The 24,505-nt window shown below is 69.7% G+C and carries 22 protein-coding genes; 11 read left to right on the plus strand and 11 right to left on the minus strand.

The annotated features are described in order from the left end of the window. Positions 1-61 precede the first annotated feature (61 nt). Positions 62-1,000, plus strand: coding sequence for a squalene/phytoene synthase family protein (locus MUN33_RS10335; protein ID WP_244804829.1), 939 nt, complete (start codon positions 62-64; stop codon positions 998-1,000). A gap of 8 nt (positions 1,001-1,008) precedes the next feature. Beyond that, positions 1,009-2,622, plus strand: coding sequence for a phytoene desaturase family protein (crtI, locus tag MUN33_RS10340; RefSeq protein WP_244804895.1), 1,614 nt, complete (start codon positions 1,009-1,011; stop codon positions 2,620-2,622). Here crtI and MUN33_RS10345 read toward each other — a convergent pair. Together MUN33_RS10345 and MUN33_RS10350 are read right to left on the minus strand one after the other, a co-directional pair. After that, the gene (locus tag MUN33_RS10345) at positions 2,610-3,143 is read right to left on the minus strand and encodes a GNAT family N-acetyltransferase (RefSeq protein ID WP_244804830.1); all 534 of its coding nucleotides are present in this window, start codon (positions 3,141-3,143) and stop codon (positions 2,610-2,612) included. The genes crtI and MUN33_RS10345 overlap by 13 nt on opposite strands. After that, positions 3,143-3,940 (minus strand): L,D-transpeptidase, encoded by a 798-nt coding sequence (locus tag MUN33_RS10350; RefSeq protein ID WP_244804831.1) that lies wholly within the window; start codon positions 3,938-3,940, stop codon positions 3,143-3,145. The genes MUN33_RS10345 and MUN33_RS10350 overlap by 1 nt, the downstream gene beginning before the upstream one ends. Before the next feature lie 193 nt (positions 3,941-4,133). Here MUN33_RS10350 and MUN33_RS10355 point away from each other — a divergent pair, with 193 nt between their 5' ends. Together MUN33_RS10355 and MUN33_RS10360 are read left to right on the plus strand one after the other, a co-directional pair. After that, the gene (locus tag MUN33_RS10355; RefSeq protein ID WP_244804832.1) at positions 4,134-4,880 is read left to right on the plus strand and encodes a response regulator transcription factor; all 747 of its coding nucleotides are present in this window, start codon (positions 4,134-4,136) and stop codon (positions 4,878-4,880) included. Next, positions 4,880-6,580, plus strand: a complete 1,701-nt coding sequence (locus MUN33_RS10360) for a sensor histidine kinase (RefSeq protein ID WP_244804833.1) — start codon at positions 4,880-4,882, stop codon at positions 6,578-6,580. The genes MUN33_RS10355 and MUN33_RS10360 overlap by 1 nt, the downstream gene beginning before the upstream one ends. On the opposite strand, the gene MUN33_RS10365 is transcribed toward MUN33_RS10360, so the two are convergent. From MUN33_RS10365 to MUN33_RS10375, 3 genes are read right to left on the minus strand one after another with little or no spacing between them, the layout of a single operon-like run. After that, complete coding sequence (locus MUN33_RS10365; RefSeq protein WP_244804834.1) at positions 6,504-7,364, minus strand: alpha/beta hydrolase; 861 nt, start codon at positions 7,362-7,364, stop codon at positions 6,504-6,506. The genes MUN33_RS10360 and MUN33_RS10365 overlap by 77 nt on opposite strands. 28 nt (positions 7,365-7,392) lie before the next feature. Beyond that, entirely contained in the window at positions 7,393-8,376 is a 984-nt protein-coding gene (locus MUN33_RS10370; RefSeq protein ID WP_244804835.1) for an esterase/lipase family protein, read from the minus strand. Then, positions 8,376-8,804: an HIT family protein gene (locus MUN33_RS10375; protein ID WP_244804836.1), complete on the minus strand. Its 429-nt coding sequence runs from the start codon at positions 8,802-8,804 to the stop codon at positions 8,376-8,378. Before MUN33_RS10375 ends, MUN33_RS10370 begins: the two co-directional genes overlap by 1 nt. A 32-nt stretch (positions 8,805-8,836) precedes the next feature. Here MUN33_RS10375 and purD point away from each other — a divergent pair, with 32 nt between their 5' ends. The 4 genes from purD to MUN33_RS10395 are packed head-to-tail and all read left to right on the plus strand — an operon-like array spanning position 8,837 to position 12,217. Continuing rightward, a complete protein-coding gene (gene purD, locus MUN33_RS10380) occupies positions 8,837-10,120 on the plus strand; it encodes a phosphoribosylamine--glycine ligase (RefSeq protein WP_244804837.1) in 1,284 nt (427 codons plus the stop codon). An 18-nt stretch (positions 10,121-10,138) separates the two neighbouring features. Then, complete coding sequence (locus MUN33_RS10385) at positions 10,139-10,870, plus strand: hypothetical protein (RefSeq protein WP_244804838.1); 732 nt, start codon at positions 10,139-10,141, stop codon at positions 10,868-10,870. 6 nt (positions 10,871-10,876) lie between these two features. After that, complete coding sequence (locus MUN33_RS10390; protein ID WP_244804839.1) at positions 10,877-11,731, plus strand: Fpg/Nei family DNA glycosylase; 855 nt, start codon at positions 10,877-10,879, stop codon at positions 11,729-11,731. A 9-nt stretch (positions 11,732-11,740) separates the two neighbouring features. Next, positions 11,741-12,217, plus strand: a complete 477-nt coding sequence (locus MUN33_RS10395) for a DUF6985 domain-containing protein (RefSeq protein ID WP_244804840.1) — start codon at positions 11,741-11,743, stop codon at positions 12,215-12,217. A 24-nt stretch (positions 12,218-12,241) separates the two neighbouring features. Here the strand turns inward: MUN33_RS10395 and MUN33_RS10400 are convergent, their stop codons facing one another. Further along, a complete protein-coding gene (locus tag MUN33_RS10400) occupies positions 12,242-13,315 on the minus strand; it encodes an ABC transporter substrate-binding protein (protein WP_244804841.1) in 1,074 nt (357 codons plus the stop codon). Between the two features lie 116 nt (positions 13,316-13,431). Between MUN33_RS10400 and purB the strand changes: the two genes are divergently transcribed. Further along, positions 13,432-14,862, plus strand: a complete 1,431-nt coding sequence (purB, locus tag MUN33_RS10405; RefSeq protein ID WP_244804842.1) for an adenylosuccinate lyase — start codon at positions 13,432-13,434, stop codon at positions 14,860-14,862. On the opposite strand, the gene MUN33_RS10410 is transcribed toward purB, so the two are convergent. Next, positions 14,859-15,494 (minus strand): LysE family translocator, encoded by a 636-nt coding sequence (locus tag MUN33_RS10410; protein ID WP_244804843.1) that lies wholly within the window; start codon positions 15,492-15,494, stop codon positions 14,859-14,861. The genes purB and MUN33_RS10410 overlap by 4 nt on opposite strands. A gap of 83 nt (positions 15,495-15,577) precedes the next feature. On the opposite strand from MUN33_RS10410, the gene MUN33_RS10415 reads away from it, so the two are divergent. Continuing rightward, positions 15,578-16,033 carry an Lrp/AsnC family transcriptional regulator gene (locus MUN33_RS10415; protein ID WP_244804844.1) on the plus strand — a complete coding sequence of 152 codons (456 nt, stop codon included), beginning with the start codon at positions 15,578-15,580 and terminating at the stop codon, positions 16,031-16,033. 9 nt (positions 16,034-16,042) lie between these two features. Here MUN33_RS10415 and MUN33_RS10420 read toward each other — a convergent pair whose 3' ends face one another. The 4 genes from MUN33_RS10420 to prpD all read right to left on the minus strand — a co-directional run bounded on the left by MUN33_RS10420 (position 16,043) and on the right by prpD (position 23,363). Next, positions 16,043-19,531, minus strand: a complete 3,489-nt coding sequence (locus MUN33_RS10420; RefSeq protein WP_244804845.1) for a pyruvate carboxylase — start codon at positions 19,529-19,531, stop codon at positions 16,043-16,045. 195 nt (positions 19,532-19,726) lie between these two features. Next, positions 19,727-20,875, minus strand: coding sequence for a bifunctional 2-methylcitrate synthase/citrate synthase (locus tag MUN33_RS10425; protein ID WP_244804846.1), 1,149 nt, complete (start codon positions 20,873-20,875; stop codon positions 19,727-19,729). A 45-nt stretch (positions 20,876-20,920) separates the two neighbouring features. After that, a complete protein-coding gene (gene prpB, locus MUN33_RS10430) occupies positions 20,921-21,847 on the minus strand; it encodes a methylisocitrate lyase (protein WP_244804847.1) in 927 nt (308 codons plus the stop codon). Position 21,848: 1 nt separating this feature from the next. Next, positions 21,849-23,363 carry a 2-methylcitrate dehydratase PrpD gene (gene prpD, locus MUN33_RS10435; protein ID WP_244804848.1) on the minus strand — a complete coding sequence of 505 codons (1,515 nt, stop codon included), beginning with the start codon at positions 23,361-23,363 and terminating at the stop codon, positions 21,849-21,851. 252 nt (positions 23,364-23,615) lie between these two features. Between prpD and MUN33_RS10440 the strand changes: the two genes are divergently transcribed. Next, positions 23,616-24,329, plus strand: a complete 714-nt coding sequence (locus tag MUN33_RS10440) for an AAA family ATPase (RefSeq protein WP_244804849.1) — start codon at positions 23,616-23,618, stop codon at positions 24,327-24,329. Positions 24,330-24,505 lie beyond the last annotated feature (176 nt).

The following is a 24,505-nucleotide window of genomic DNA, read 5'->3' on the forward strand; positions in this document are numbered from 1 at the left end:
CAGACTATTGCCTCGGTGAACATACCGGGTACCCGGGTGCGGGCGGGTACTCTGTCAGTCGATGAACACTCGAACTCCCCGTCGCAGCACCGCCGCCGCCGGGATGTACGCGGCCCTCGCCGAGCGGGTCTCCGCAACCGTGATCGGCCGCTACTCCACGTCCTTCTCCCTGGCCACGCGTCTGTTGCCGGACGGGGTCAGGCAGGACGTCCGGAACCTGTACGCCGTGGTCCGGATCGCCGACGAGATCGTCGACGGGGCGGCGTCGGGGTGCGACGACCCGCGGGGCGTCCTGGACGCCTACGAGGCGCAGGTCCTCGCCGCCCCGGAGACGGGGTTCCACACGGACCTGGTGCTGCACGCGTGGGGTCAGACCGCTGCCCGGTGCCGGATCGACCCGGGGCACATGGCGGACTTCTTCTCCTCGATGCGCAGCGACATCGTCCGCGACGTGCACGACCGGGAGAGCATGGCCCGCTATATCCACGGCTCGGCGGAGGTCATCGGCCTGATGTGCCTGGACATCTTCCTCGCGCACTCCGCACCGGTACCGGAGGGCCACCGTGTCTGGCTGGAGGAGGGGGCGGCGGCCCTGGGGGCGGCGTTCCAGAAGGTGAATTTCCTCCGCGACCTCGGCGACGACGAGGATGTCCTGGGGCGTTCCTACCTGCCGGAACTGCAGGAAGGCCCGTTGACCGTGGCGGTCCGTGACCGGGTCCTGGACGACGTGGACGCCGGTATCGCCGCCGGACGGCAGCGCATCCCGTCGCTGCCGGGAGGGTGCCGGGCTGGGGTGGCCGCCGCCGCGGCACTGTACGAGGAGCTCTCCGCGCGGTTGCGTCGGACCCCGCCGGAGGAGATCCGGTACACCCGCGTCCGGGTCCCCGCCGCGGTCAAGGCGGCACTGACCGCCAGGGAGACGGCACGGGAGACAGCCCGCGGGTTCAGCCGGGGGTTCAGCGGCGGGTGCAGCGGCGGGTTCACCGGGAGCCGGCGTTGAGCGGGCGGGTGGGCGGCAGCGGGGAGGGCCACGCCGTCGTGATCGGGGCCGGGGCCGCGGGCCTGGCGACCGCGGGCCTGCTGGCCCGGCGTGGCTACGCGGTCACGCTGCTGGAGCGGGGGACGGCGGTGGGTGGCCGTGCCGGTTCCCTCACCGTCGACGAGGCCCCGGGGTTCCGCTGGGACACCGGTCCGAGCTGGTACCTGATGCCCGAGGCGTTCGACCGGTTCTTCTCGCTGATGGGGACCTCCACGCAGCAGCAGCTGGACCTGCAGGAGCTCTCGCCGGGCTACCGGCTCCTCCCCGAGGGACTGGACCCGGTGGACGTCCCGGTCGGCGAGGACGCCGTGGTGGAGCTCTTCGAGTCCCTCGAACCAGGCGCGGGGGAGGAGCTCCGGCGCTACCTCGCGGAGGCGGCCGACACCTACCGGATCGCGGTGGACCGGTTCCTCTACACGGACTTCTCCTCACCGGCGCCGTTTCTGGGGGCCGCGGTGCTGCGTCGCGCCGTCCGCCTGGTCCGGCTGCTGACGGGGTCACTGGAGAACCTGGTGGACCGGCGGTTCCGGGACCGGCGCCTGCGCCAGATCCTGAGCTACCCCGCGGTGTTCCTCTCCTCCCGCCCGTCGGCGACGCCGGCGTTGTACCAGCTGATGAGCTACACCGACCTGGTGCAGGGGGTGCGGTACCCGGCAGGCGGATTTGCCGCGGTGGTCGAGGCGTTGCGCCGGCTGGCGGTGGACCACGGGGTGAGCGTGCGGACCGGGACGGAGGTCACCGGCATCGTCACCGACCGTCGGCGGGCGAACCCGTTACGGCACGTCCCGGCGGTGGGACGTCTGACGGCGCGGTGGTCCTCGGCACGGGCGCAGGGAGTCACCGTGCGCACGGCCGACGGCGCCGGGGAGTTCCTCCCCGCGGACATCGTGGTCAGTGCCGCCGACCTGCACCACACCGAGACCGCGCTGCTGCCGCCGGGGTTGCAGACCTATCCGGAACGACGGTGGCGTCGGGCCGACCCCGGTGTCGGGGCGGTGGTGGTGATGCTCGGGGTCGACGGTCGGCTCCCTGAACTGGCGCACCATACGCTGATCTTCAGCGAGGACTGGACCGACGACTTCGCCGCGGTCTTCGACTCCGCGTCGGTGGGCGGACGGCAGGCGTCACGGTCGGTGTACGTGTCCCGGCCTTCGGCGACGGACCCGGACGTCGCCCCCGAGGGGCACGAGAACCTTTTCGTCCTGGTGCCGGTCGAATGCGACCCCCGCATGGACCGGGAGACCGTGGACGCGATCGCCGATGCGACGCTGGAGCTGATCGCGGAGCGTGCCGGGATCCCCGACCTCGTCGACCGCGTGGTCGTGCGCAGGACGCTGGGCCCGGCGGATTTCGCCGAACGCCACAACTCCTGGCGGGGGTGGGCGCTGGGGTTGGCGCATACCCTGACCCAGTCGGCGTTCATGCGCGGCACCAACCGGTCACGGGCGGTGGCCAACCTCTTCTACGCGGGGTCGACCACGACCCCCGGGGTCGGCGTGCCGATGTGCCTGATCAGTGCAGAAAACGCCGTGAACGCCGTGAACGGAGTAAACGCAGTGAAGGCCGCGGGTCAGTCGAAGTAGCGGACCATCACGTGGCAGTGGCCACTGGGGTCCAGCCCGCCGTTGGCGGTGCTGTCGACGAAACCCAGTTTGGCGTAGACATGGCGGGCCCGGTCGTTGCCCAGGTCCACGGCGAGGGAGACGGCGGGGAACCCGGCGGCCCGCGCCGTCTCCAGCATCTCGGACATCAGGGCGGTGCCGCGGCCGTGGCCCGAGTAGTCCGGACGGATCGCGACGGCGACCTCCGGTATACCGTCGGCGACGAAACCGGCGCCCGGGTCGTCGGCGGTGAAGGTGCGGAGCCAGGCTCCGCCGACCGGTGTCGGGGTGGCGGTACCGGTGTCCTCGAGAATGATCCCGGGCTGCTCCGGGGTCCATTTCCCCACGTATGCGGCGAGCTCCTCCTCGATGCCGTCGCTGACGGGCCGGTCCTCGTCACCCCACTGGTCGGTGAGGATGTAGAGGGCCCGCAGGAACTCCCGGTCGGCCTCGACGGCGAGCCGGTAGCGCAGCGCGGCAGCTGGTCCGGGCGAGCCGGTCATCAGTAGATGAACACCTGGTCGCCCGGGTTGAGGGCGTTGAAGTAGGTGACCGCGTCCTGGTTGTTCAGTCGCACGCAGCCGGCGGACTGGGTGTTCAGGGTTCCCTGGTGGAAGGCGTGGCCGTTGTTGGTGAAGTAGACGGCGTACGGCATCGGCGCGTTGTTGAACTCGCGGCTGATCTCGTCCTTCACCTTGTACTGCACGGTGAAGTTGCCACGCGGGGTATCCTGACCCGGCTTGCCCGGGGACATGCTCACCGGGCCGTAGGAGGTCTCGCCACCACGCTGCAGCCAGGTGCGCTTACCGTCGATGTCCACGCAGACGCGGGCGGAGGCGGGGCAGGGGGTGTTGTTGGTGCTGGCACGTCGCTGTGCGGCGGCGGCACGTGCCTCACGCTCGGCGCGGGCGGCTGCGGCGGCACGCTCGGCGGCGTCGCGGGCGTCCTGACGCTCCTGGACGGCCCCCGGGGCGACGAGGTCGGCGAGATCCCGGACACCCTTCTCGTAGGCGTCCCGGAACTGCTCGGGGACCTTCCCGGCCTGCAGCAGGGCCGCGTCATGCGCGTCGAGGACACCGTCGCGGACCATCTCGTTGATCTCGTCCGGGCCGGGGAGGGCGATGTCGCCGGCGGCGGGCAGGGCGGGCAGGGCGGGCAGGGTCGGGGCGGCGGTGGCGGTGCCGGCTCCGGCGGCGCCGATGCCGAGGGCGGTGACGGCCGCGATGCCGAGCGCGGCGGCCCGACGACGGATGGTGCGGGTGGGGCCGTTGTGGTGTGCAGGTGCTTTGCGAGTGTTCACGGGGGCCATACTATCCCTTGACGAGGGCGTCGGGCTAGTTTTGCCCCGGCGTGTAGGCGTGTCCGCTCGGCGGAAGGCCACCGGAGGGCCAGTGGAGGCCCACCGGAGGCCCATCGGAAACCTGCCGAACTCACAGGTACCCTGGATGTGCCCAGCATGAAAAACCCGGTTCGCCGGGGCAGACTAGGGAGATATGAACGTGCCTCTGTCGAACAATTCCAGCAACTCCGGCCACGGTGCACACGGCGCACAGCCCGTGAAGGTCCTCGTCGTCGACGACGAGGCCAATATCGCCGACCTCATCAAGGCCCGTCTGGAGTTCCAGGACTTCGAGGTCAGGACGGCCGCGGACGGCGCGACGGCCCGGGAGATCGCCAAGACCTTCCGTCCCGACGCCTTCATCCTCGACGTCATGATGCCGGGGATGGACGGGTTCACCCTGCTCAACAAGCTGCGTGAGGACGGGCACGAGGCCCCGGTGCTGTTCCTCACCGCGAAGGACGGGGTGGACGACCGGATCCACGGCCTGACGATCGGTGCCGACGACTACGTCACCAAGCCGTTCGCCCTGGAGGAGGTGATCACCCGGCTGCGGGTGATCCTGCGACGGGTCCAGCCGGCGGAGGACGACGACTCCTCCCTGATCACCTACGCCGACATCACCCTCAACGACGACATGCACGAGGTCACCAAGGCCGGCAAGGTCGTCGATCTGTCGCCGACGGAGTTCAAGCTGCTACGGTACCTGCTGGTCAACTCCGAGGTGGTGGTGCCGAAGTCGCGGATCCTCGACGCGGTGTGGGAGTACGACTTCGGCGGTGACGGCAACGTCGTCGAATCCTACGTCTCCTACCTGCGCAGGAAGATCGACACCCAGGACCCCCGGTTGATCCACACGGTGCGTGGCGTGGGCTACGTCCTGCGACTGCCACGCAGCTGATGGCTGGTCCCGGCAGGATCAGGGCTGGCGCCCGACGGGCGAGCCGGCAGTACCCGGGGGTCTTCCTGTCCCACTACCCGCTCCGGGTCTCCCTGGTGCTGGTCATCGCGGTGCTCACCGCACTGGGGCTCACCGTGTCCGGCACGGTCGTGACCGGGATGATGCAGCGCTTCCTCACTGACCGGGTCGACGAGCAACTCCAGGAAAGCGCCGTGTGGGCGGCGGGGATCACCGAGTCCCCGTGCCGGAACACCTACCAGTCGCACGACCAGATGCGTCTGCTGCGGCCACCGTCGAAGATGTACTGGGGCCTGCCGGGCGACGCCTGCCAGACCACCGGACCGAACAGTGTCAACGACTCGTTGCCGGACGTCTCGTCGATCACCGAGCCGACGCGTCCGGTGACCGTCCCGGCGGTGGCGAACTCGGCGTCCTCGGCGCCGTGGCGCGCCGCCGCTGTGTCCAACGAGGACGGTGGGGTGACCGTCTTCGCCCTGCCCATGGACGGTGAGTCGAAGATCATGAGCGGGATGACCACCATGCTCATCGCCATCAGCCTGCTGATCCTCGTCTCGGTCACCGCGGCCAGCCTGTTCCTGGTCAGACGGGCCCTGCAGCCGCTGTACCAGGTGGAGCAGACCGCCGGACGGATCGCGCGGGGCCACCTGGACCAGCGTGTGCCCGCCTGGTCGCCGAAGACCGAGGTCGGCCGGTTGTCCGTCGCGCTGAACCGGATGCTCGCCCAGATCCAGGGGGCGTTCATCGCGGTGAACGACTCCGAACGCCAGGCACGCGAGGCCGAGGCCTCGATGCGCAGGTTCATCGGCGACGCCTCCCACGAACTGCGCACGCCGTTGACGAGCGTGCGCGGCTACGCCGACCTGTACCGGTCGGGTGCCACCGACAACCCGGACATGGTCATCGACCGGATCGCCGCGGAGGCGGGACGGATGAGCCTGCTGGTGGAGGACCTGCTCACGCTCGTGCGGATGGACGAGGGACGCCCGATGCGTGAGGACCCGGTGGACATGCTGGAGATCTGCCTGTCCGCCGCGGAGAACGCCCGGGTCGGGTTCCCCGGCCGGTCGGTGAGCGTGCGGAACGAGGCCAGGTCCGTTCCGGTCACCGTGGGCGACAGCGCCCACCTGCACCAGGTCGTCGGCAACCTGGTGACCAACGCGATGCGCCACGCCGGGGAGGACGCCGCGGTCACGATCCGGCTGAGCCGCCCGGACGACGACACCCTCGCCGTCGAGGTCATCGACGACGGTGACGGGATCTCCGCCGAGGACGTCCCGCACCTGTTCGAGCGGTTCTACCGCGCCGACGTGTCGCGGTCCCGCCTGTCCGGTGGTTCGGGTCTGGGACTGTCGATCGTCAAGCGGCTGATCGAACGCCACAACGGCACCATCACCGTGGAGAGCGAGTTGGGGGAGGGGACGACGTTCCGCATCCTGCTACCGGTGTGGCGTGACGACGATGACGCCGGGGACGACCCCGACGACGAGGTGGGGGACGAGATCGGCGAGGAGGTCGGTGACGAGATTGGTGACACCGACGGCGTCAGCGGTGACACCGGCCGGACAGGTGCCACTGGTGACACCGGCGAAACGGGGGACGCCCCTACAGATCCCCCGGTCGACCGCGCCCCGGACCGGGACCCGGATTGGGATTCTGGCCGGGACTCCTGGGGCCGGTGACCTCGGGCGGTGTCTCCAACGCCTCGGCGACCAGCGTGCCGACGATGCGGTGGTGGGGGAGCACCGCGTGGTTGATGCGTGCCTGCGGATAGCGGTCCTGGACACCGACCACCCGGACCGGGCCCGGATGCGCAGGTAGACCGGTCAACGGGTCGGCGGCGGCGAGGGCGCGGGCCCGTGCCTCGGGGACGATCCAGTCGCCCCGGGTGATGATCTGGGTGACGGGCACCGCCGTCCCGAGGGTGTGGTCCAGGACGGTCCGGAGCGCCGGGGACCCCACGAGCTGGTCCGCCAGGGCCGGCAGCAGCGCTTGGTCGAGTCGGTGGAGCACCCGGCTCTCCGGAGGCCGGAACCAGGGGCGTCCCACCCCGCGGAAGTCCGCGGCGAGACCGACGACATGCCCGACGGGCCGGCGTCCCGTCCGGCCCTGCATCACTCCGGTGGCGGCCAGTGCGAGCAGACCGCCCTGGGAGTGACCGACCAGGTCGACGCGGCCGACACGTCCGGTGATGCCGGTGAGCTGCTCGACGACCTCGTCGAGGGAGGCCAGCAGGCCGCCGGTGCCACGGTGCCCGTAGGAGACGGACAGGACCGGGCGTCCGGTGTCCTCGAGCACCGGGACGATCCGCTGGAAGTTGTCGCGGCTCCCCGCCGTGCCGTGCACCAGGACGACCGGGGTCGACCGGGTGCTGTCGGAGGACCAGGGGGAATCTTCCCACGGGGTCGCGGGTTGCGGGAACCGGTCGAGCAGACGGCCGACGAGTGGTGGTTGTGGTGGACGCATCCCTCTACTGTGCCTCACCCCGCGACACTCAGTCCCGGAGCCCCTCGTCGAGGATCTTCACGACGAGCTCCTGGACCTCCGGATGTGCCGGCATCTCGTCGTGCCGCACCCGGCTGACCCCGTGGTCCTGCAGGAAGGCGTTCCACACCCGTGCCGGGCCGCCGGGACCGTCCCCGGAGTCCGGTGCCAGGAACGCGGTCTCGAACGGGACGACGGTGGTGTCGTTGCGGGTGGCCAGGCACGAGTAGCGGATGCCAGGACGGGTCTCCCGTCCGCTGGTCATCGTCTCGATCAGCGGTGACCCCACCACCTGCTGCATCCCCGCCGGCCCCATCATCCTGCTGACCACCGCCTCGGCCACGCGCACGGTGGTCTCACTGGCGGTGATCACCGAGGCGAGCAGCCCACGGACCGTGGTGCCGTGGTGCGGGGACGACAGGGACACCAGGTGGTGGACCTTGTCGGCACCGTCCATCTCGTTGATCCAGTACCGGGCGATCAGCCCGCCCTGGGAATGCCCCACGATATCGAGCTTCTCTGCCCCGGTGGCGGCCAGCACCTGGTCGAGGTAGGCGGCGACGTCCCGTGCCGAGGTCACCACGTCCTGCGTGCCGTGGACACCGTAGTCGGGTGCGAAGACCACCCACCCCTTCTCCCGGAGGGAGACCACGAGGTTCTGCCAGGCGTTCTTCGACGAGATCGTGCCGTGCAGCAGGACCACCGGATAGGGCCGGTCCGCGGTGGGGCGGGCGTGCCACAGGTCGTCGACGAAGCCGACGGAGTACTGCCGCGCACCGATGGGCAGGTAGCTGCTGCCACCGGGCAGCTGCGGGGTGCGGGGCAGCAGGCGTGCCGGGAACTCCAGGGTGTTGCGCACCCCGTCGGTGAACTGGGAGAGCTGGTTGAGGATCACCTTGCCCGGGGCGGACTGGAACTGCTCCTGCTGCGCCTGCTGGGCGTCGGCCTCGGCGTCGGCGATCGCCTTGGCGATCGCGTCGATCTCGTCCTGCATCAGAGGGTGCTTACGTCGACTCCCCGGTCCCGGAGACCGGCACGGATCTTCTCGGCGGCCTCGTCCATCTTCCCCGGGTCGGTGTCGTTCATCCCGAGTGCCTGCGACAGGTCGTAGCCGGACATGTCGGCGGCGGGGAAGACGTGGATGTGGGCGTGGGGGACCTCGAACCCGGCGATGAGGTAGCCGGCGCGGGGGACGTCGAACCGGTCCACGATCGCGGCGCCGACGTGCTGGGCGACCTCGTTGAGGTGCGCCCACAGCGACGGCTCCAGGTCGGTCCACTTGTCGACCTCCTCCACCGGAACGACCAGGGTGTGACCGTAGGCCACGGGCTCGATGGTGAGGAAGGCGGCGACGGTGTCGTCCCGGTAGACGAAGCGGCCGGGAAGGTCGCCGGCGATGATGCTGCTGAATACGGAAGCCATGCCGTCGATCGTAGCGGCTAAACTGGACAGCCATGCGCACACTCGTCATCGGCAACGGAGCCCGCGAACACGCCCTGGCCTATTCACTGTCCACTGATCCCGAGGTCAGCGAGGTGCACGTCGCACCCGGTAACCCCGGTCTGGCAGGGGTCGCCACACTGCACCCCGGGATCAAGGGGGACGACGCGGACGCCGTGCTCGCCCTCGCCGGGGAACTCGCGGCGGACCTGGTCGTCGTCGGACCGGAGATCCCCCTCGTCGCGGGGGTGGCGGACGTCCTCCGCGACGCCGGGTTCGCGGTGTTCGGCCCGTCGGGCTCCGCCGCCCGCATCGAGGGGTCCAAGGCCTTCGCCAAGGAGATCATGGCCGCCGCAGGCGTGAAGACCGCCCACGCGGAGTCCGTCCTGCCCGGTGCCACGGAGGAGGACATCGCCGCGGCGGTCGACCGGTTCGGTCCCACCTGGGTCGTGAAGGACGACGGCCTCGCCGGCGGTAAGGGTGTCGTCGTCACCCCGGACCGCGACGCAGCGCTCGAGCACGTCCGCCACGTCCACGCCGCAGGCAACCCGGTGCTGCTGGAGAGCTTCCTCGACGGCCCCGAGATCTCCCTGTTCTGCCTGGTCGACGGCGAGACGGTGGTGCCGCTGCTCCCCGCGCAGGACCACAAGCGCGTCGGCGACAACGACGAGGGCCCGAACACCGGCGGCATGGGCGCCTACACCCCGCTGCCGTGGCTGCCGCAGGACGGTGTGCAGACCATCGTCGACGAGGTCGTCGCACCCGTGGCGGCGCAGATGGTCAAGGAGGGCTGCCCGTTCTCCGGGCTGCTGTACGCCGGGCTCGCGTGGGGGACGGACGGCCCGGCGGTGGTCGAGTTCAACTGCCGCTTCGGCGACCCGGAGACCCAGGCGGTCCTCGACCTGCTGACCACCCCGTTGGGCGGGGTGCTCAACGCGGTCGCCACCGGGACGCTGGACCAGCTCCCGCCGCTGGAGTGGCGGGACGGGTACGCGGTCACCGTGGTGCTCGCCGCGGAGAACTACCCGGGGACCCCGGTCACCGGTGTGGAGATCACCGGTGCCGCCGCCGGGGACGAGGCCCGCGGTGTCCGCGCGGCCGGTGTCGCCGAGAAGGACGGGACGCTGGTCTCCGCCGGCGGCCGTGTGCTCAACGTGATCGGTACCGGCGCCACCCTCGAGGAGGCACGCGCCGCCGCCTACGAGGAACTGGACCGGATCTCGTTGCCGGGCGGGCACTTCCGCACGGACATCGGCCTGGCGGCGGTCGAGGGGCGCATCACGGTCCCCGGGCACTGAACCGGATAACCTGGACGGATGACTGACACGATTCTCCGCCGCACATGTGCCGCGTTGACGGCCGCAGGTCTGCTGGTCTCGGTAGCGGCGTGCACCTCCGGTGACGACTCCGGCACCACGTCGGCCACGTCGAAGGATCCGTCCGACATGATGCTCACGGACTCCGACACACCGGCAGGATGGGAATGGAGCGACGCTTCGGAGACCCTGGACGACGGTGACGAAGGCGACATGGCCGAACTGCTGGAGTCCGCCGATGCGGTGGTGACGGACCCCGAGCAGTGCGCGTCGATCGCGCCGTCGGTGGTGTCGATGCTGGCGGTGCTCCACGCGAACCCCGAGACGACGGCGGCCGCCGGGTTCCTGCCGCAGGACAGCACGGACCCGGGAGTGGTCAACGCGATGGTCTCGACGGACCCGGAGAACACCGGGATGGCGATGCCGGACGACTTCGCCGACTGCGAGACGTTCACCCAGAGTTCCGATCTCGATAGGGAGATGCCTCCGGTCACGCTGCATGCGCAGGTCACGGACGCCGAGATCGTGGGCGCCGAGGACGTGCACGTGATCACCGTGGTCAGGGACACGGAGTCCCAGGCCGGCGACAACCCCATGTCTGTCGTCGTCGGCACGGTCGAGGGGGTGGCCTTCCGGGTGGACGCGAGCGGTATCGACGAGCCTCAGATCCTCATGGACCTCGCGGACCGCCAGGTCGACCGGATCCGCGGCAATGACCCCGACGGGCGCTGACACCTGATGCCTGAAGGTCATGTGATCCACCGCCTCGCCCGCGACCTGACCGCGCAGTTCGCCGGGACGCCCGTACACGTCTCGTCCCCGCAGGGACGGTTCGCCACGGAGGCGGCGTCCCTGGACGGGACGGTTTTCGCCGGAGCGGAGGCGTGGGGGAAGCACCTGTTCCTGCACTTCGGAGACGCCACCGCACCGGACGCCCGGATCATCCACATCCACCTCGGCCTGATCGGCACCTTCGCCCTGGAGCCCGCCGCTGAACCGCGCGGCCAGGTCCGGCTGCGTATCGACGACGGTGCGGTCGCCGCCGACCTGCGTGGCCCGCAGCGCTGCGTCGTCATCGGACCGGCGGAGGAGGACGCGGCGCTGGCGAAGCTGGGTGTCGACCCACTGCGCCCCGTCGGCGGCACGTCGGACGACGGGATCCTCAACGAGGAGAAGCGGCAGCGCGCCTTCGCCCGCACGCGTCGGTCGTCGAAACCTGTCGGCGCGCTGCTGATGGACCAGACGATGTACGCAGGTGTCGGCAGCATCTACCGCACCGAGGCCCTGTTCCGCGCCGGGATCGACCCGAACCTGCCGGGGAAGTCCCTCTCCGAGGGGGAGCTGCAGGAGATCTGGGACGACATGGTCGACCTCATGGACTACGGCCTGGAGCACGGCCGGATCGACACCGTCCGCGACGAACACACACCGGAGGCGATGGGGCGTGAGCCGCGCAAGGACGACCACGGCGGCGAGGTGTACGTCTACCGTCGGGCCGGTCTGCCGTGTCTGGTCTGCGGGACGCCGGTGGAGCTGGGGGAGATGGCCGCGCGGAAGATCTACTGGTGCCCGGTGTGCCAGGCTGGTCGGTAGGGTGGCGGCATGACTATCGAGATCCCGGGACACGGGGAGTTCAGCGACAGTGGCGGTGAGTGGACGGCGTCGATGAGTGTCGACCTGGTGGGCGACGAGGTGGAGTTCACCGTCGTGCACGACAGGGAGGACGTCGACCTGGACCAGCTCGCGATGTGCCTGTCGAACTTCCGGTCGTTGTCGGAGAGGGCGCTCAAGGACGCCACGCCCCTGGTGTTCGCGTACTACCGGGAGGCCACGGAGGACTTCTCCGACGACGAACGCGAGGAGTACGGCATCCCGGAGATCGCCGACCCGTCCGAGGTCTGGGACTTCGTGACCCTGGGGACGGCGGCGACCGTGGAGAGGGACGACGAGACCGGCGAATGGTTCGTCGTCACCGAGAACGAATGTGAGTGGGAACCCGAGCACGGCCTGCAGATCGTGCTGCGCAACGGAGAAGAGGTCACCCGCGTCAGTGACGCCGACGGATCCATCCACGAGTGACCCAGTGGAGTGGCCGGGAGGAGGTCACTCCCCGTCGACGTCGAAGATCTCCGCGACGTCGGTGAGGATGTGGTCGGCGCCGAGTGGGCTGACCGACGTCATCCAGGTTCCTTCGTCGACGTCGACTTTGCGGCCGTCGAAGGACGTCCACGTGGAGGACCCGAGGACGGCATCCGAGATCTCCGCCCATTCGCCGGCCTTCTCGGAGCCTTCCTCCGGGACGGCCACGAGGAGCAGGTCGGCCTCGGCCTGGTCCAGGTTCTCCTGTGACACCACGTACATCCCGTAGTCCTGGCCGGGGTAGCCGGACTCCTGGTTGGCGGGCCGGGGCAGGCCGACCATCGCGAGGACCGAGCCGGAGAAGGTGTCTTCGCCGTAGAGCCGGATGGTGTTCGCGTCGCGGATGCGGACGATGCTGGTGTCCGGTAGGTCGGCCCCGGCGTCGTCCCCTGCGTCGGCCCCTGTGTCGGCCCCGGCCTTGGCCCGGATCCGGTCGCCGATGCGTCCGGCGCGGTCGTGCAGTGCGTCCAGGCGCTCCTGCGCCTGCTCCTTCTTCCCCAGGGCTTCGCCGGTCAACAGGTAGTTCTCCTGCCAGGTGTCGCCGGTGTCCTCGCTGAACACGGTGGGGGCGATCTCGGCGAGTCGGTCGTAGTACTCACCGTGGCGGACCTCGGACGACAGGATGAGGTCGGGTTCCAGCGCGGCGATCTTCTCCAGCTGGGGTTCGGCGATGCTCCCCACCGACTCCACTCCGGCGGCGCGGGCGGCCTGGTCGGCGTCGAGGTAGCCCGGGACGAGGTCGGCGCCGATGTCGGACACCCCGACCACGGTTCCGCCGAGGTCCACGGCGTAGTCCAGGAAGGCGTTGTCGAGGGCGACGATGCGTTGCGGGGCCTCGGGGATCTCGGTGGACCCCCGGTGGTGTTCCACGGTCACGGGGAACGCCTGCGACGTGGCCGCCGGGTCGGACGAACCGGAGGTACCTGAAGCACCGGACGCGCCGGTGTCGTCACCGGTGTCGGAGGAGCAGGAACCGAGGGACAGACCGACGGCGACCGCCGGTACCAGGATCGCGCCAACCGCGCGGAGGATCTTCATGAGGAAAGGGTAGCATTGCCTTGGTTATTTCGGGCCGGTATGTCCACGGAACCGGAGGGGTCGCCACCGCCTCACAGGTGACCACAGCCGCATCCGGTTATGGGATACTGGGTGCCGTGGCTGACAAAAAGAAGATCTCGAATGTCCTGGCGAACCGCTACGCCTCCGCTGAACTCACCGCCATCTGGAGCCCGGAGGACAAGATCCTCATGGAGCGGCGCCTGTGGATCGCGGTGATGAAGGCCCAGAAGAACCTGGGCGTCGACATCGCCGACGAGGCGGTCGCCGACTACGAGGACGTCATCGGCACCATCGACCTCGACTCCATCGCGGAGCGCGAGAAGGTCACCCGGCACGACGTCAAGGCACGCATCGAGGAGTTCAACGCGCTGGCCGGTCACGAGGACATCCACAAGGGGATGACCAGCCGCGACCTCACCGAGAACGTCGAGCAGCTGCAGATCCACCGGTCGCTGACCATCGCCCGCGACAAGGCCGTCGCCGTCCTCGCACACATCGGACGCCACGCCGCGGCCTACAGGTCCCTGGTGATGGCGGGGCGTTCCCACAATGTCGCGGCACAGGCGACCACCCTGGGCAAGCGGTTCGCCTCCGCCGCGGACGAGCTGATGGTGGGCATCGAGCGCATCGAGAACCTCCTGGACCGCTACCCGCTGCGCGGCGTCAAGGGGCCGATGGGCACCAGCCAGGACATGCTGGACCTGCTCGGCGGCGACCCGCAGAAGCTCGCCTCCCTCGAGCAGACCATCGCCGGGGAGCTCGGCTTCGCCCGGATCTTCGACTCCGTCGGCCAGGTGTACCCGCGGTCGCTCGACTTCGACGCCCTGTCGGCCCTGGTGGAGCTGGGCGCCGCCATGTCGTCGCTGTCGATGACCATCCGTCTGATGGCCGGCAACGAGACCGTCACCGAGGGGTTCAAGGAGGGGCAGGTCGGCTCGTCGGCCATGCCGCACAAGATGAACGCCCGCTCCTGTGAGCGCGTCGGCGGCATGCAGATCATCCTGCGCGGCTACATGACCATGGCCTCGGACCTGGCCGGTTCCCAGTGGAACGAGGGGGACGTCTTCTGCTCGGTGGTGCGCCGCGTCGCCCTGCCGGACGCCTTCTTCGCCTTCGACGGCATGTGCGAGACGTTCCTCACCGTCCTCGACGAGTTCGGCGCCTTCCCGGCGATGATCGACCGGGAACTCGAGCGCTACCTGCCGTTCCTGGCCACCACCCGCATCCTCATGGCCGCGGTGCGTGCCGGGGTGGGACGGGAGACCGCTCACGAGGTGATCAAGGAGAACGCCGTCGCGGTGGCGCTGAACATGCGGGAGAACGGCGGCGACCAGGACCTCGTCCAGCGACTGGCGGCCGACGGGCGGCTGCCGCTGGACGAGGACGCGCTGACGGCCGCGCTCGCAGACCGTCACGCGTTCATCGGCGCGGCCGAGGACCAGGTGGACCGCGTCCTGGCCAGGATCGACGTCCTGGTCGCCGCGCACCCGGACGCGGCGGCCTACCGCCCGGCGGAGATCCTCTAGAACACGAGGGTGTCGAGCAGCAGCCACACCCCGAAGCCGGTGAGCAGGATGCCGGAGAACGCCGTGACCACGGTGTTCAGGCGTGGGCGTCCGACCAGCATCGAGCGGGCGAAGACGGCCACGCCGAAGTAGATCACCACGACCTCGAGGATGAAGATGCTGCCGAGGAGCCCGGTCTGGGCGGTGGATCCCCACCCGTCGGGGGTGAGGTACTGCGGCAGGAGGACCAGCAGCATCATCATCGCCTTCGGGTTGATGCCGCTGACCCCCATGCCCCGCAGGTACAGCTGCAGCCGGCTGGTGCCGTCCGTCGACGGCGCCTCGTCGGTCAGCAGCAGCGCGCCGTCGGCGCCGCGCAGACTCAGCAGGGTGCTCACACCCAGGTAGGTGATGAAGCACGCGCCGACCAGCGTCACCGCGGTGAGGATGTCCGGGTGGGTGGACACCAGGGCGCCGACCCCCACGGCGACGGCGGCGACGAGGACGACGTATCCGCTGGCGATCCCGAGGACCGGGGGAACCACCGACCGGTTCCGGGTGCCGGTGCTGATGACGTACGCCCAGTCGGCGCCGGGCACCATGGTCAGTAGTGCGGACATGACGGCGAACTGCAGGACCAGAGTAACTTCCATGATATGGAATCTTATTGCAGGTCAGTCCGAATGTGTTTCGAAGTTTCCGCGCAAGACGCGGTGTTTATGGGATAATATCTACCATGGACGCGATAGACCGGAAGATTATTTCACTGCTTCAGGACGACGGCCGGATGAGTGTCACCGACCTCGCCGACCGGGCCCTGTTGAGCGTGTCGACGTGCCACCGTCGGCTACGTGAGCTCGAGAACACCGGGGTGATCCGCGGCTACCACGCCGCGGTGGACCCGGGGGCGCTCGGACTGACCTTCGAGGCGCTGGTCATGGTGACCATGGGCCGGACGGACCAGGCCACCGTCGCCGCCTTCGAGGACGCGGTCACCGACGAGCCGGCGATCGTCTCCGCCGAGCGCCTGTTCGGGGAGACCGACTACATCCTGCGCACGCTGACCAGCGACATGACCGGCTTCCAGGAGCTCTACGACACCGTCCTGGGCACCCTCCCCGGGGTGGAACGGCTGAACTCCACCATGGTGATGAAGCGGGTCGTGGACGGGTCGCGGGGACCCGCCCTGTGACCCGGCGGCCTACTCCACGACGACGAGCAGGTCGCCGCCCTCCACCTTCGTCGGCTGGCTCATCACCACACGGGCCACGGTGCCGTCGACCGGGGCGGTGATCGACGCCTCCATCTTCATCGCCTCGATCACCGCCACCACGTCACCGGCGGACACCGTGTCACCGACCTTCGCGGTCACCGTCACCGCGCCGGCGAACGGTGCGGCGACGTGCCCGGCCAGGGACGGGTCGGCCTTCTCGGCCGCCGCGGTGACCGACTCCACCGACCGGTCGCGCACCCGCATCGGGCGGATCTGGCCGTTGACGTTCATCACCACCTGGCGCATGCCCTTCTCGTCGGGCTCGCCGACGGCGTCCAGACGGACCACCATCGGCGTGCTGCCCTTGATGCGCACCACCGTCTCCTCGCCCTCCTCGAGGCCGTAGAAGAACTGCCGGTCGGTGAGCACGGACACGTCACCGAACTGGCGTGCATGCTCGGCGAAGCCCTCCGACTCCTTCGGGAACAGCAGACGGCTCAGCGCGGCGCGACGCTCCCCGGAGGAGTCGCCGTTGAGGTGCCCCTCCTCCTCGTCCGGGACCTCGGTGACCCGCGAGGCGGTGGGCCCGCGGCCCTCCAACGCCTTGGTGCGCAGCGGTTCGGGCCAGCCGCCGGGCGGGGTGCCCAGCTCGCCACGCAGGAAGGCGATCACACTGGCGGGGATGTCGTAGCGCTGCGGGTCGGCGGCGAACTCCTCGACGGTCACACCGGCGCCGACCAGGTGCAACGCCAGGTCCCCGACGACCTTCGAGGACGGGGTGACCTTCGTCGGACGACCCAGCAGGTCGTTGACCTCGGCGTAGGCGTCCTCGATCAGCTCGAACCGGTCACCCAGCCCCAGTGCGGTCGCCTGGGTGCGCAGGTTGGACAGCTGCCCACCGGGGATCTCGTGGCGGTACACCCGCCCGGTCGGCCCGGCCAGCCCGGACTCGAAGGGGCTGTAGAGGCTGCGCACGGCCTCCCAGTACGGCTCCAGGGAGTTCACCGCGTCCAGGCTGATGCCGGTGTCACGCCCGGTGTTCGCGAAGGCGGCGACGATCGCCGACAGCGACGGCTGGGAGGTGGTCCCGGCCATCGACGCGGCAGCACCGTCGACCGCGTCCACCCCGGCGTGCGCCGCGGCGAGGTAGGTCGCCAGCTGGCCGCCGGCGGTGTCGTGGGTGTGCACGTGCACCGGCAGGTCGAAGTTGGACCGCAGGGCGGTGACCAGGGTGGACGCCGCGGCCGGGCGCAGTAGTCCGGCCATGTCCTTGATCGCCAGGACATGCGCCCCGGAGTCGACGATCTGCTCGGCCAGGCGCAGGTAGTAGTCCAGGGTGTAGAGGTCCTCGGCCGGGTTCGAGAGGTCCCCGGCGTAGGCCATCGCGACCTCGGCGACACCCGTGCCCGTCTCCAGGACCGCGTCGATGGCGGTGCGCATCTGGTCGATGTCGTTGAGCGCGTCGAAGATGCGGAAGATGTCCACCCCGCTCTTCGCGGCCTCGGCGACGAACGACCGGCAGACCACGTCCGGGTAGGGGGTGTAGCCGACGGTGTTGCGCCCACGCAGCAGCATCTGGATGTTCGTGTTCGGCATCGCGCTACGCAGCTGGTCGAGGCGCTCCCAGGGGTCCTCGTGCAGGAACTGCAGGGCGACGTCGTAGGTTGCCCCGCCCCAGGCCTCCACCGACAGCAGTTCCGGGGTGAGCCGGGCGACGGCGTCGGCCGCGGACAGCAGGGAGGTGGTGCGCACCCGGGTGGCCAGCAGGGACTGGTGGGCGTCGCGGAAGGTGGTGTCGGTGACGGCCAGGGCCTCCTGTGCGCGCAGCTGGCGGGCGAACTCGGCGGGGCCGACCTCGAGGAGCCGGTCGCGGGTGCCCGCCGGCATCGGCGGGGTCACGGTGCCCTCGCCGGCGGACGTCGCGTCGCGCTGGGGGACGACGGCCGGCAGCTTACGGCGCGCGACGATGTCCGTCGGACGTCGGCCGTTGGGCCGGTTGACGGTGACGTCGGCCAGGTAGTCGAGCAGTCGGCCCCCCTCGTCGTCGGCCGGCGGGGCGGCCAACAGCCACGGGTGGTCGGCGATGAACGAGGTGGCGATCCGGGTGTTCCGGAAGTCCTCCTCGCGCAACAGTGCGCGCAGGAAACCGATGTTGGTGGCCACCCCGGAGACGGTGAACTCGGCCAGGGCGCGCTGGGCACGGGTGACCGCCTGGGCGAAGTCGGCCCCACGGCAGGTCATCTTCACCAGCATCGAGTCGAAGTGCGCGGTGATCTCCCCACCCAGCGACGCCGCCCCGTCGAGGCGCACACCCGCGCCACCCGGGGAGCGGTAGGCGGTGATGGTGCCGGTGTCGGGGCGGAAACCGTTCGACGGGTCCTCGGTGGTGATGCGGGTCTGCAGCGCCGCACCGCGCAGCTGGATGCTGTCCTGGGTCAGTCCCAGGTCCTCCAGGGACGCCCCGGCGAGGATGTTCATCTGCGACTTCACCAGGTCGACGGAGGTGACCTCCTCGGTGACGGTGTGCTCGACCTGGATACGCGGGTTCATCTCGATGAACACGTGGTTGCCGTTCTCGTCGACGAGGAACTCCACGGTCCCGGCACCGTAGTAGTTGATCGACTCACAGAACCGCACCGCGTCGGCGCAGATCCGTTGGCGCAGCTCCTCGGAGATGTGCTGGGCCGGGGCGATCTCCACGACCTTCTGGTGCCGGCGCTGCAGGGAACAGTCACGCTCGAACAGGTGGATGATGTTGCCCTGGGTGTCGCCGAGGATCTGGACCTCGATGTGCTGCGGGTTGACCACCGCACGCTCGATGTAGACCCGGCCGTCACCGAACGCCGCGGCGGCCTCACGGGAGGCCTCGGCGGCCTTGGTCGCCAGCTCGTCGGGGGAGGCGACGAAGCGCATGCCGCGTCCGCCACCACCGGCGACGGCCTTGACGAACAGCGGGTAGGTGCGGCCCTCGGCGAAGGAGACCAGCTCGTCGATGTCGGCGCTGGGCGCGGAGTCGTCGAGGATCGGCAGGCCGGCGGCTTTGGCGGCCTCGACGGCGGCGGACTTGTCGCCGGTGAGGTCCAGGGTCTCCGGGGACGGGCCGATGAAGGTGATGCCGTTCTCGGCGCATCGGCGGGCCAGGGTCGCGTTCTCGGAGAGGAAGCCGTACCCGGGGTAGACCGCGTCGGCGCCGGTCTGCTTGGCGGCACGGATGATCTCGTCGATGTCGAGGTAGGCCTTGACCGGTGAGCCTTCGGTGCCGATGCGGACGGCCTCGTCGGCGAAGGAGCGGTGGAAGGAGTTGCGGTCTTCCCTGGGGTAGACCGCGACGGTGGCCGCGCCGGTCTCGTAGGCGGCGCGGAAGGCGCGGACGGCGATTTCGCCGCGGTTGGCGACGAGGATCTTGGAGAACGCGGGTGGTGTCGTGGTGCCGGCGGGTGGTGTCGTGGTGCCGGCGGGGTTCGCGGGGGCAGCCATGTGAGGCGTCCTTTCCGGGGCTGTCGGTGTCAGTCAGTAAAATGTGGTCAGACCAGCCTCACAGGTTACTGGTGATCCACGCCACTGTCGAGGAGCGGGGGGCAGACGGCGACGCGCCCGTGCCGACGGTGGTGGCCGTCGGCACGGGCGCGTCCTGAGGGTGTCCCAGGGCGTTCCGGGGTATTTCAGGCGGGGTCAGCGTCCGAGATTGTCCGTGACCACCCGCTGCTCCTCGCCGTTGTAGGCGCTCAGCGGGCGGATCAGGGCGTTCGACTCGTTCTGCTCCACGATGTGGGCGGTCCAGCCGACCACCCGGGCCATCACGAAGATGGGGGTGAAGAAGGGGATGTCGATGCCGAGCATGTAGTAGGTCGGTCCGGCGGGGAAGTCGAGGTTCGGCAGGATTCCCGTGCGCTTCTCCATCGCGGCCTGCATGTTGTCGTACATGCGGACCCACTTCTCACCGTCGTGGTTGGCGGCGGTGCGCCGCATCGCCTTCTCCATCGACGGCACCCGGGAGTCGCCCTTTTTGTACACGCGGTGGCCGAAGCCCATGATCTTCTGCTTGCTGTCGGCCTTGTCCAGCACCCACTGCTCGGCCTTGGCCGGGTCGTCGACCTCGAGGAAGTTGTGCATCACGGCCTCGTTCGCCCCGCCGTGCAGCGCACCCTTCAGCGCGCCGACCGCGCCGGTGACCGCGGAGTAGACGTCCGAGGTGGTCGACGTGATCACCCGGCCGGTGAAGGTCGAGGCGTTGAAGGAGTGCTCGGCGTAGAGGATCAGCGACTGGTCGAACGCCTTGACGTCGTCCATGTTGTTCGCCGGGGAGTCCGGGTCGTCGCCGAAGCACATGTACAGGAAGTTCGACGCGATGTCGCGGGTGCGCGAGGGGGCGATGAACTCCAGGTTGCGCCGGCGACGCATGTCGTAGGCGATGATCACCGGCAGCTTGGCCAGCAGGCTCAGGCCCGTGCGGCGGACGGTGTCGGAACTGCTGTCCTCGTTCGTGACGTCCTGCGTGCCCAGCCAGCTCACCGCCGTGCGGACGACGTCCATCGGGTGGGCGGTCTTCGGCAGGGAATTGATCAGGTCCAGCAGCCCGCGGCTCACGGTGCGCAGCGCCCGCTCACGCTGGCCGAACTCCTGGGCTTGGCGCCAGGTGGGCAGCTCACCGTTCCAGAGCAGGTAGGCCACGTCCTCGAAGCTGCAGTGCTCCACGAGCTCCTGCACGGGGTAGCCGCGGTAGGTCAGGGAGTTGGTCTCCGGGTTGACCTTGGACACGGCGGTGTAGTCGACGACGACGCCGTTGAGGCCTTTACGGATCTCGGGGGTGTTCTCGCTCATCGGGAATGGTCCTTTCCGGTGGTGTGGCGGTGTGTGGGGGTGGTTCTAGTCGGTGTCTGGGCTGGCGTCCGGGTTGGTGTAGGTGAACACGTTGGTGTCGAAGGCGTTGTACTCGCTGTAACGCAACAGCTCGTACAGCCGGGAGCGGTGCTGCATCCGGTCGATCCACGCGGTCTGGGTGCCGGTCTCGGCGAGGTCGGACAGCGCCGCCTCGACCTGGCCCATGGCGATGCGCAGGGTGGTCACCGGGTAGATCACCGCGTTGTACCCGATGTCCTGCAGCGTCTGCGCGCTGAGCAGTTCGGTCTTGCCGAACTCGGTCATGTTCGCCAGCAGCGGGGTGTCGACCGCCGCGCGGAACTTCTCGAAGTCCGCCGGGGTGTGCAGGGCCTCGGTGAAGATCAGGTCCGCCCCGGCGTCGGCGTAGGCCTTCGCCCGCTCGATGGCCGCGTCGATGCCCTCGACGCCGGCGGCGTCGGTGCGGGCACAGATCACGAAGGAGTCGTCGCGGCGCTCGTTGACCGCGGCGGTGATCCGGCGCAGCATCAACTCGGTGGGCACGACCTCCTTGCCGTCGAGGTGGCCGCAGCGCTTCGGGTTGACCTGGTCCTCCAGATGGCAGCCGGCGGCCCCGGCGTCCTCGAGCTCGCTGACGGTACGGGCCGCCGACATCGGTTCGCCGAAGCCGGTGTCGGCGTCGACCAGGACGGGCAGGTCGGTCGCCCGGGCGATCTGGGCTGCGCGTCCGGCGACTTCGGTGAGGGTGGTCAGCCCGATGTCGGGCAGGGCCAGGTCGGCGGCGACGACCGCACCCGAGACGTAGACGCCGTCGAGGCCGGCGTCCTGGATGGCGCGGGCCACCAGCGGCGAGAACGCACCGGGGAGACGTTGGATCGTGCCACCGGTCAGCGCCGCCCGGAACGCGCGGCGCCGCTCGGTGGGGGTGACGTTGCTTGAGAACAGGCCGGGCATGTCAGAACAGTCCCCCGGGGATCTTCGGCGCACGTGCCAGCTGCTCGTCGGTGAAGGTGACGGTGAGCTGGTTGAGCTCCCCGGCGCCCAGGGAGGCGGTGTTCTCGGCGGCGGTGAGGAAGCGGTCCTGTTCCTTGTCGTCGACCAGGCCCTCGGCCAGGGTGCGGAACTTGGCGATGTACTGCTCGCGGGTGAACGGGTGCGCTCCCAGTGGGTGGGCGTCGGCGACGGCCAACTCGTCGGTGAGCACGGTGCCGTCGGCCAGGGTGATCACCGCGCGGGCGCCGAAGGCCTTCTCGGCCGGGTCGGACGAGTGGTACCGGCGGGTCCACTCGGGGTCTTCGACCGTGGAGATCTTGTTCCACAGGGCGATGGTCTCCGGGCGGTGCGCGCGCTCCGGGGAGTAGCTGCGCTCGTGGTGCCATTCGCCGTCCTCCAGGGCGACGGCGAAGATGTACATCACCGAGTGGTCCAGCGTCTCGCGCGAGGCGTCCGGGTCGAACTTCTGTGGGTCGTTGGCACCGGTGCCGATGACGTAGTGGGTGTGGTGGCTGGTGTGCAGCACGATCGAGGTGATGTCGGCCAGGGAGTGGCCCTGCTCGCGGAGCTGCCGGCCCATGCGGCGGGCCAGGTCGATCGGGGCCTGGGACTGGTACTCCGCGGAGTGCTCCTTGGTGTAGGTGTCCAGGATGCCGCGCTTCTCCTCGCCCGGTGCGGGCAGGGGCACGGTGTAGTCGGCGTCCTTGCCGTCCAGCATCCAGGCGATGACACCGTCCTCGCCCTCCCAGATCGGCGACGGCGCACCCTCGCCACGCATCGCACGGTCGACGGCTTCGATGGCCATCTTGCCGGCGAACGCCGGGGCGAAGGCCTTCCACGAGCTGATCAGACCCTTCCGGGACTGACGCGTGGCGGTGGTGGTGTGCAACGCCTGGCCGACCGCCTGGTAGATCGTCTCGGTGTCGAGCGTGAGCAGGGTGCCCAGACCGGCGGCCACCGACGGGCCGAGGTGGGCCACGTGGTCGATCTTGTGCTCGTGCAGGCAGATGCCTTTGACCAGGTCCACCTGGATCTCGTAGCCGGTGACGATGCCGCGGACCAGCTCCGCGCCCGACAGCCCCTTGTGCTGGGCGGTCGCCAGGATCGGCGGGATGTTGTCGCCCGGGTGGGAGTACTCGGCGGCGAGGAAGGTGTCGTGGAAGTCGAGCTCGCGTACAGCGGTGCCGTTGGCCAGCGCGGCCCACTCCGGCGAGTAGGTGCCGGGCACCCCGAAGACCGTCGCGCCGGGGGAGTAGGGGTGGCTGAGGGCCTGGGAGCGTGCCGTCGACGGCGGGCGGCGCAGCACGGACGCGACGGCGACGGCGGCGTTGTCGATGATGCGGTTGACGGCCATGTCGGCGGAGTCCTGCGGGACGGCGACCGGGTCGGCGGCGACCTCGGCGACCTTCCAGGCCAGGTGCTCCTTCTTCGGGAACTCTTCGGCGGAGGGGTGGACGCGGACGGAATGCTTCTCCACGGGGTGGGACTCCTAGATACTCGGGAACACTCGGGGACACTCGGGAACGTGGCCGTGCCAGTGGCCCCAGGCGGCGCTGTGACTCCTGACACATGGTTGCGGCGTCCACTATGCCACCGTTGGCCACCCGAAATGTTCTGTTTCGGAAAGGGTGGGGAGGCTGCGGTCCGGTCACCACCCCCGGATCCGTCCGACACCTGTCCCGATTCCATGACGACCGGGGGTGGTGACGGGGCCGGTACACTCGGCGGCATGCCCTATCCCCGTCCTCTTCCGGTCCGCAGGGTGCAGGAACTCGGTGTCCACCCCGCCGATCGGACCGCCTGGCCGGCGACCGTCCCCGCGGTCAGGGACGTCCTCGACAACGGCCTCGACCTGACCCACCTCACCGTCCTCGTCGGGGAGAACGGGTCGGGGAAGTCCACACTGGTCGAGGCGATCGCCGAGGCCTACGGGCTGAATCCGGAGGGCGGCACACGCAACGCGATGCACACGACACAGCGGACGGAGTCCGGGCTGGCGGAGAACCTCACCCTGGTCCGTGAAGGAGGGGCCCCGAGGAAAGGGGTGTTCCTCCGCGCCGAGACGATGCACGGCCACTTCGCGTACCTGGACGGCATCGGCAGCAGGGGACTGCACAGCTTCCAGAGCCACGGCGAGTCCTTCATCGAGTACATCACCGACCGGTCGGGGATCAGGGGCCTGTGGATCTTCGACGAAGCCGAGTCCGCCCTGTCCTTCAACGGGTGCCTGCTGCTGCTCGCGCAGGTCATGCAGCTCCTGGAACGGGGGTCGCAGGTGGTCCTCGCCACCCACTCGCCCCTTCTCGCCTCGGCACCGGGGGCGGACATCCTCGAACTGGACGACCGGGGGATCCACCGGAAGGATTACGACGACCTGGCCCTCGTGCAGAACTGGCGCCGGTTCCTCGGCGAGCCGGAGGGCTTCCTCCGTCACCTTTCCTGAGCCGCGGCTTACCGCAGGTCTGCTAACGTCGTCGTCGCATTCTCCCCGCTCGAGACAGGGTGGGAGGGGCACGAGTACGTTTTTCTTCTCGCGGGCGCCGTGCTTGCCCTGGGACTCACCGCCCTCGCGGTGGTCTGGACCCGTGTCCGGGAGGACTCCCGACTGCTGGCGTGCTG

This window comes from Corynebacterium kalidii (assembly GCF_022869005.1).
In the GTDB taxonomy this organism is placed as follows: Bacteria; Actinomycetota; Actinomycetes; order Mycobacteriales; family Mycobacteriaceae; genus Corynebacterium; species Corynebacterium kalidii.

What these genes read in the sequence shown, in the direction of transcription:
- MUN33_RS10395 (WP_244804840.1), top strand. Translation starts at nt 11,741, where the DNA reads ATGACTATCGAGATCCCGGGACACGGGGAGTTCAGCGACAGTGGCGGT.
- MUN33_RS10360 (WP_244804833.1), top strand. Translation starts at nt 4,880, where the DNA reads ATGGCTGGTCCCGGCAGGATCAGGGCTGGCGCCCGACGGGCGAGCCGG.
- MUN33_RS10345 (WP_244804830.1), bottom strand. Translation starts at nt 3,143, where the DNA reads ATGACCGGCTCGCCCGGACCAGCTGCCGCGCTGCGCTACCGGCTCGCC.
- MUN33_RS10400 (WP_244804841.1), bottom strand. Translation starts at nt 13,315, where the DNA reads ATGAAGATCCTCCGCGCGGTTGGCGCGATCCTGGTACCGGCGGTCGCC.
- MUN33_RS10390 (WP_244804839.1), top strand. Translation starts at nt 10,877, where the DNA reads ATGCCTGAAGGTCATGTGATCCACCGCCTCGCCCGCGACCTGACCGCG.
- MUN33_RS10375 (WP_244804836.1), bottom strand. Translation starts at nt 8,804, where the DNA reads ATGGCTTCCGTATTCAGCAGCATCATCGCCGGCGACCTTCCCGGCCGC.
- MUN33_RS10410 (WP_244804843.1), bottom strand. Translation starts at nt 15,494, where the DNA reads ATGGAAGTTACTCTGGTCCTGCAGTTCGCCGTCATGTCCGCACTACTG.
- MUN33_RS10370 (WP_244804835.1), bottom strand. Translation starts at nt 8,376, where the DNA reads ATGCAGGACGAGATCGACGCGATCGCCAAGGCGATCGCCGACGCCGAG.
- MUN33_RS10385 (WP_244804838.1), top strand. Translation starts at nt 10,139, where the DNA reads ATGACTGACACGATTCTCCGCCGCACATGTGCCGCGTTGACGGCCGCA.
- MUN33_RS10415 (WP_244804844.1), top strand. Translation starts at nt 15,578, where the DNA reads ATGGACGCGATAGACCGGAAGATTATTTCACTGCTTCAGGACGACGGC.
- MUN33_RS10425 (WP_244804846.1), bottom strand. Translation starts at nt 20,875, where the DNA reads ATGAGCGAGAACACCCCCGAGATCCGTAAAGGCCTCAACGGCGTCGTC.
- MUN33_RS10355 (WP_244804832.1), top strand. Translation starts at nt 4,134, where the DNA reads ATGAACGTGCCTCTGTCGAACAATTCCAGCAACTCCGGCCACGGTGCA.
- MUN33_RS10365 (WP_244804834.1), bottom strand. Translation starts at nt 7,364, where the DNA reads ATGCGTCCACCACAACCACCACTCGTCGGCCGTCTGCTCGACCGGTTC.
- MUN33_RS10440 (WP_244804849.1), top strand. Translation starts at nt 23,616, where the DNA reads ATGCCCTATCCCCGTCCTCTTCCGGTCCGCAGGGTGCAGGAACTCGGT.
- purD (WP_244804837.1), top strand. Translation starts at nt 8,837, where the DNA reads ATGCGCACACTCGTCATCGGCAACGGAGCCCGCGAACACGCCCTGGCC.
- MUN33_RS10335 (WP_244804829.1), top strand. Translation starts at nt 62, where the DNA reads ATGAACACTCGAACTCCCCGTCGCAGCACCGCCGCCGCCGGGATGTAC.
- prpB (WP_244804847.1), bottom strand. Translation starts at nt 21,847, where the DNA reads ATGCCCGGCCTGTTCTCAAGCAACGTCACCCCCACCGAGCGGCGCCGC.
- MUN33_RS10420 (WP_244804845.1), bottom strand. Translation starts at nt 19,531, where the DNA reads ATGGCTGCCCCCGCGAACCCCGCCGGCACCACGACACCACCCGCCGGC.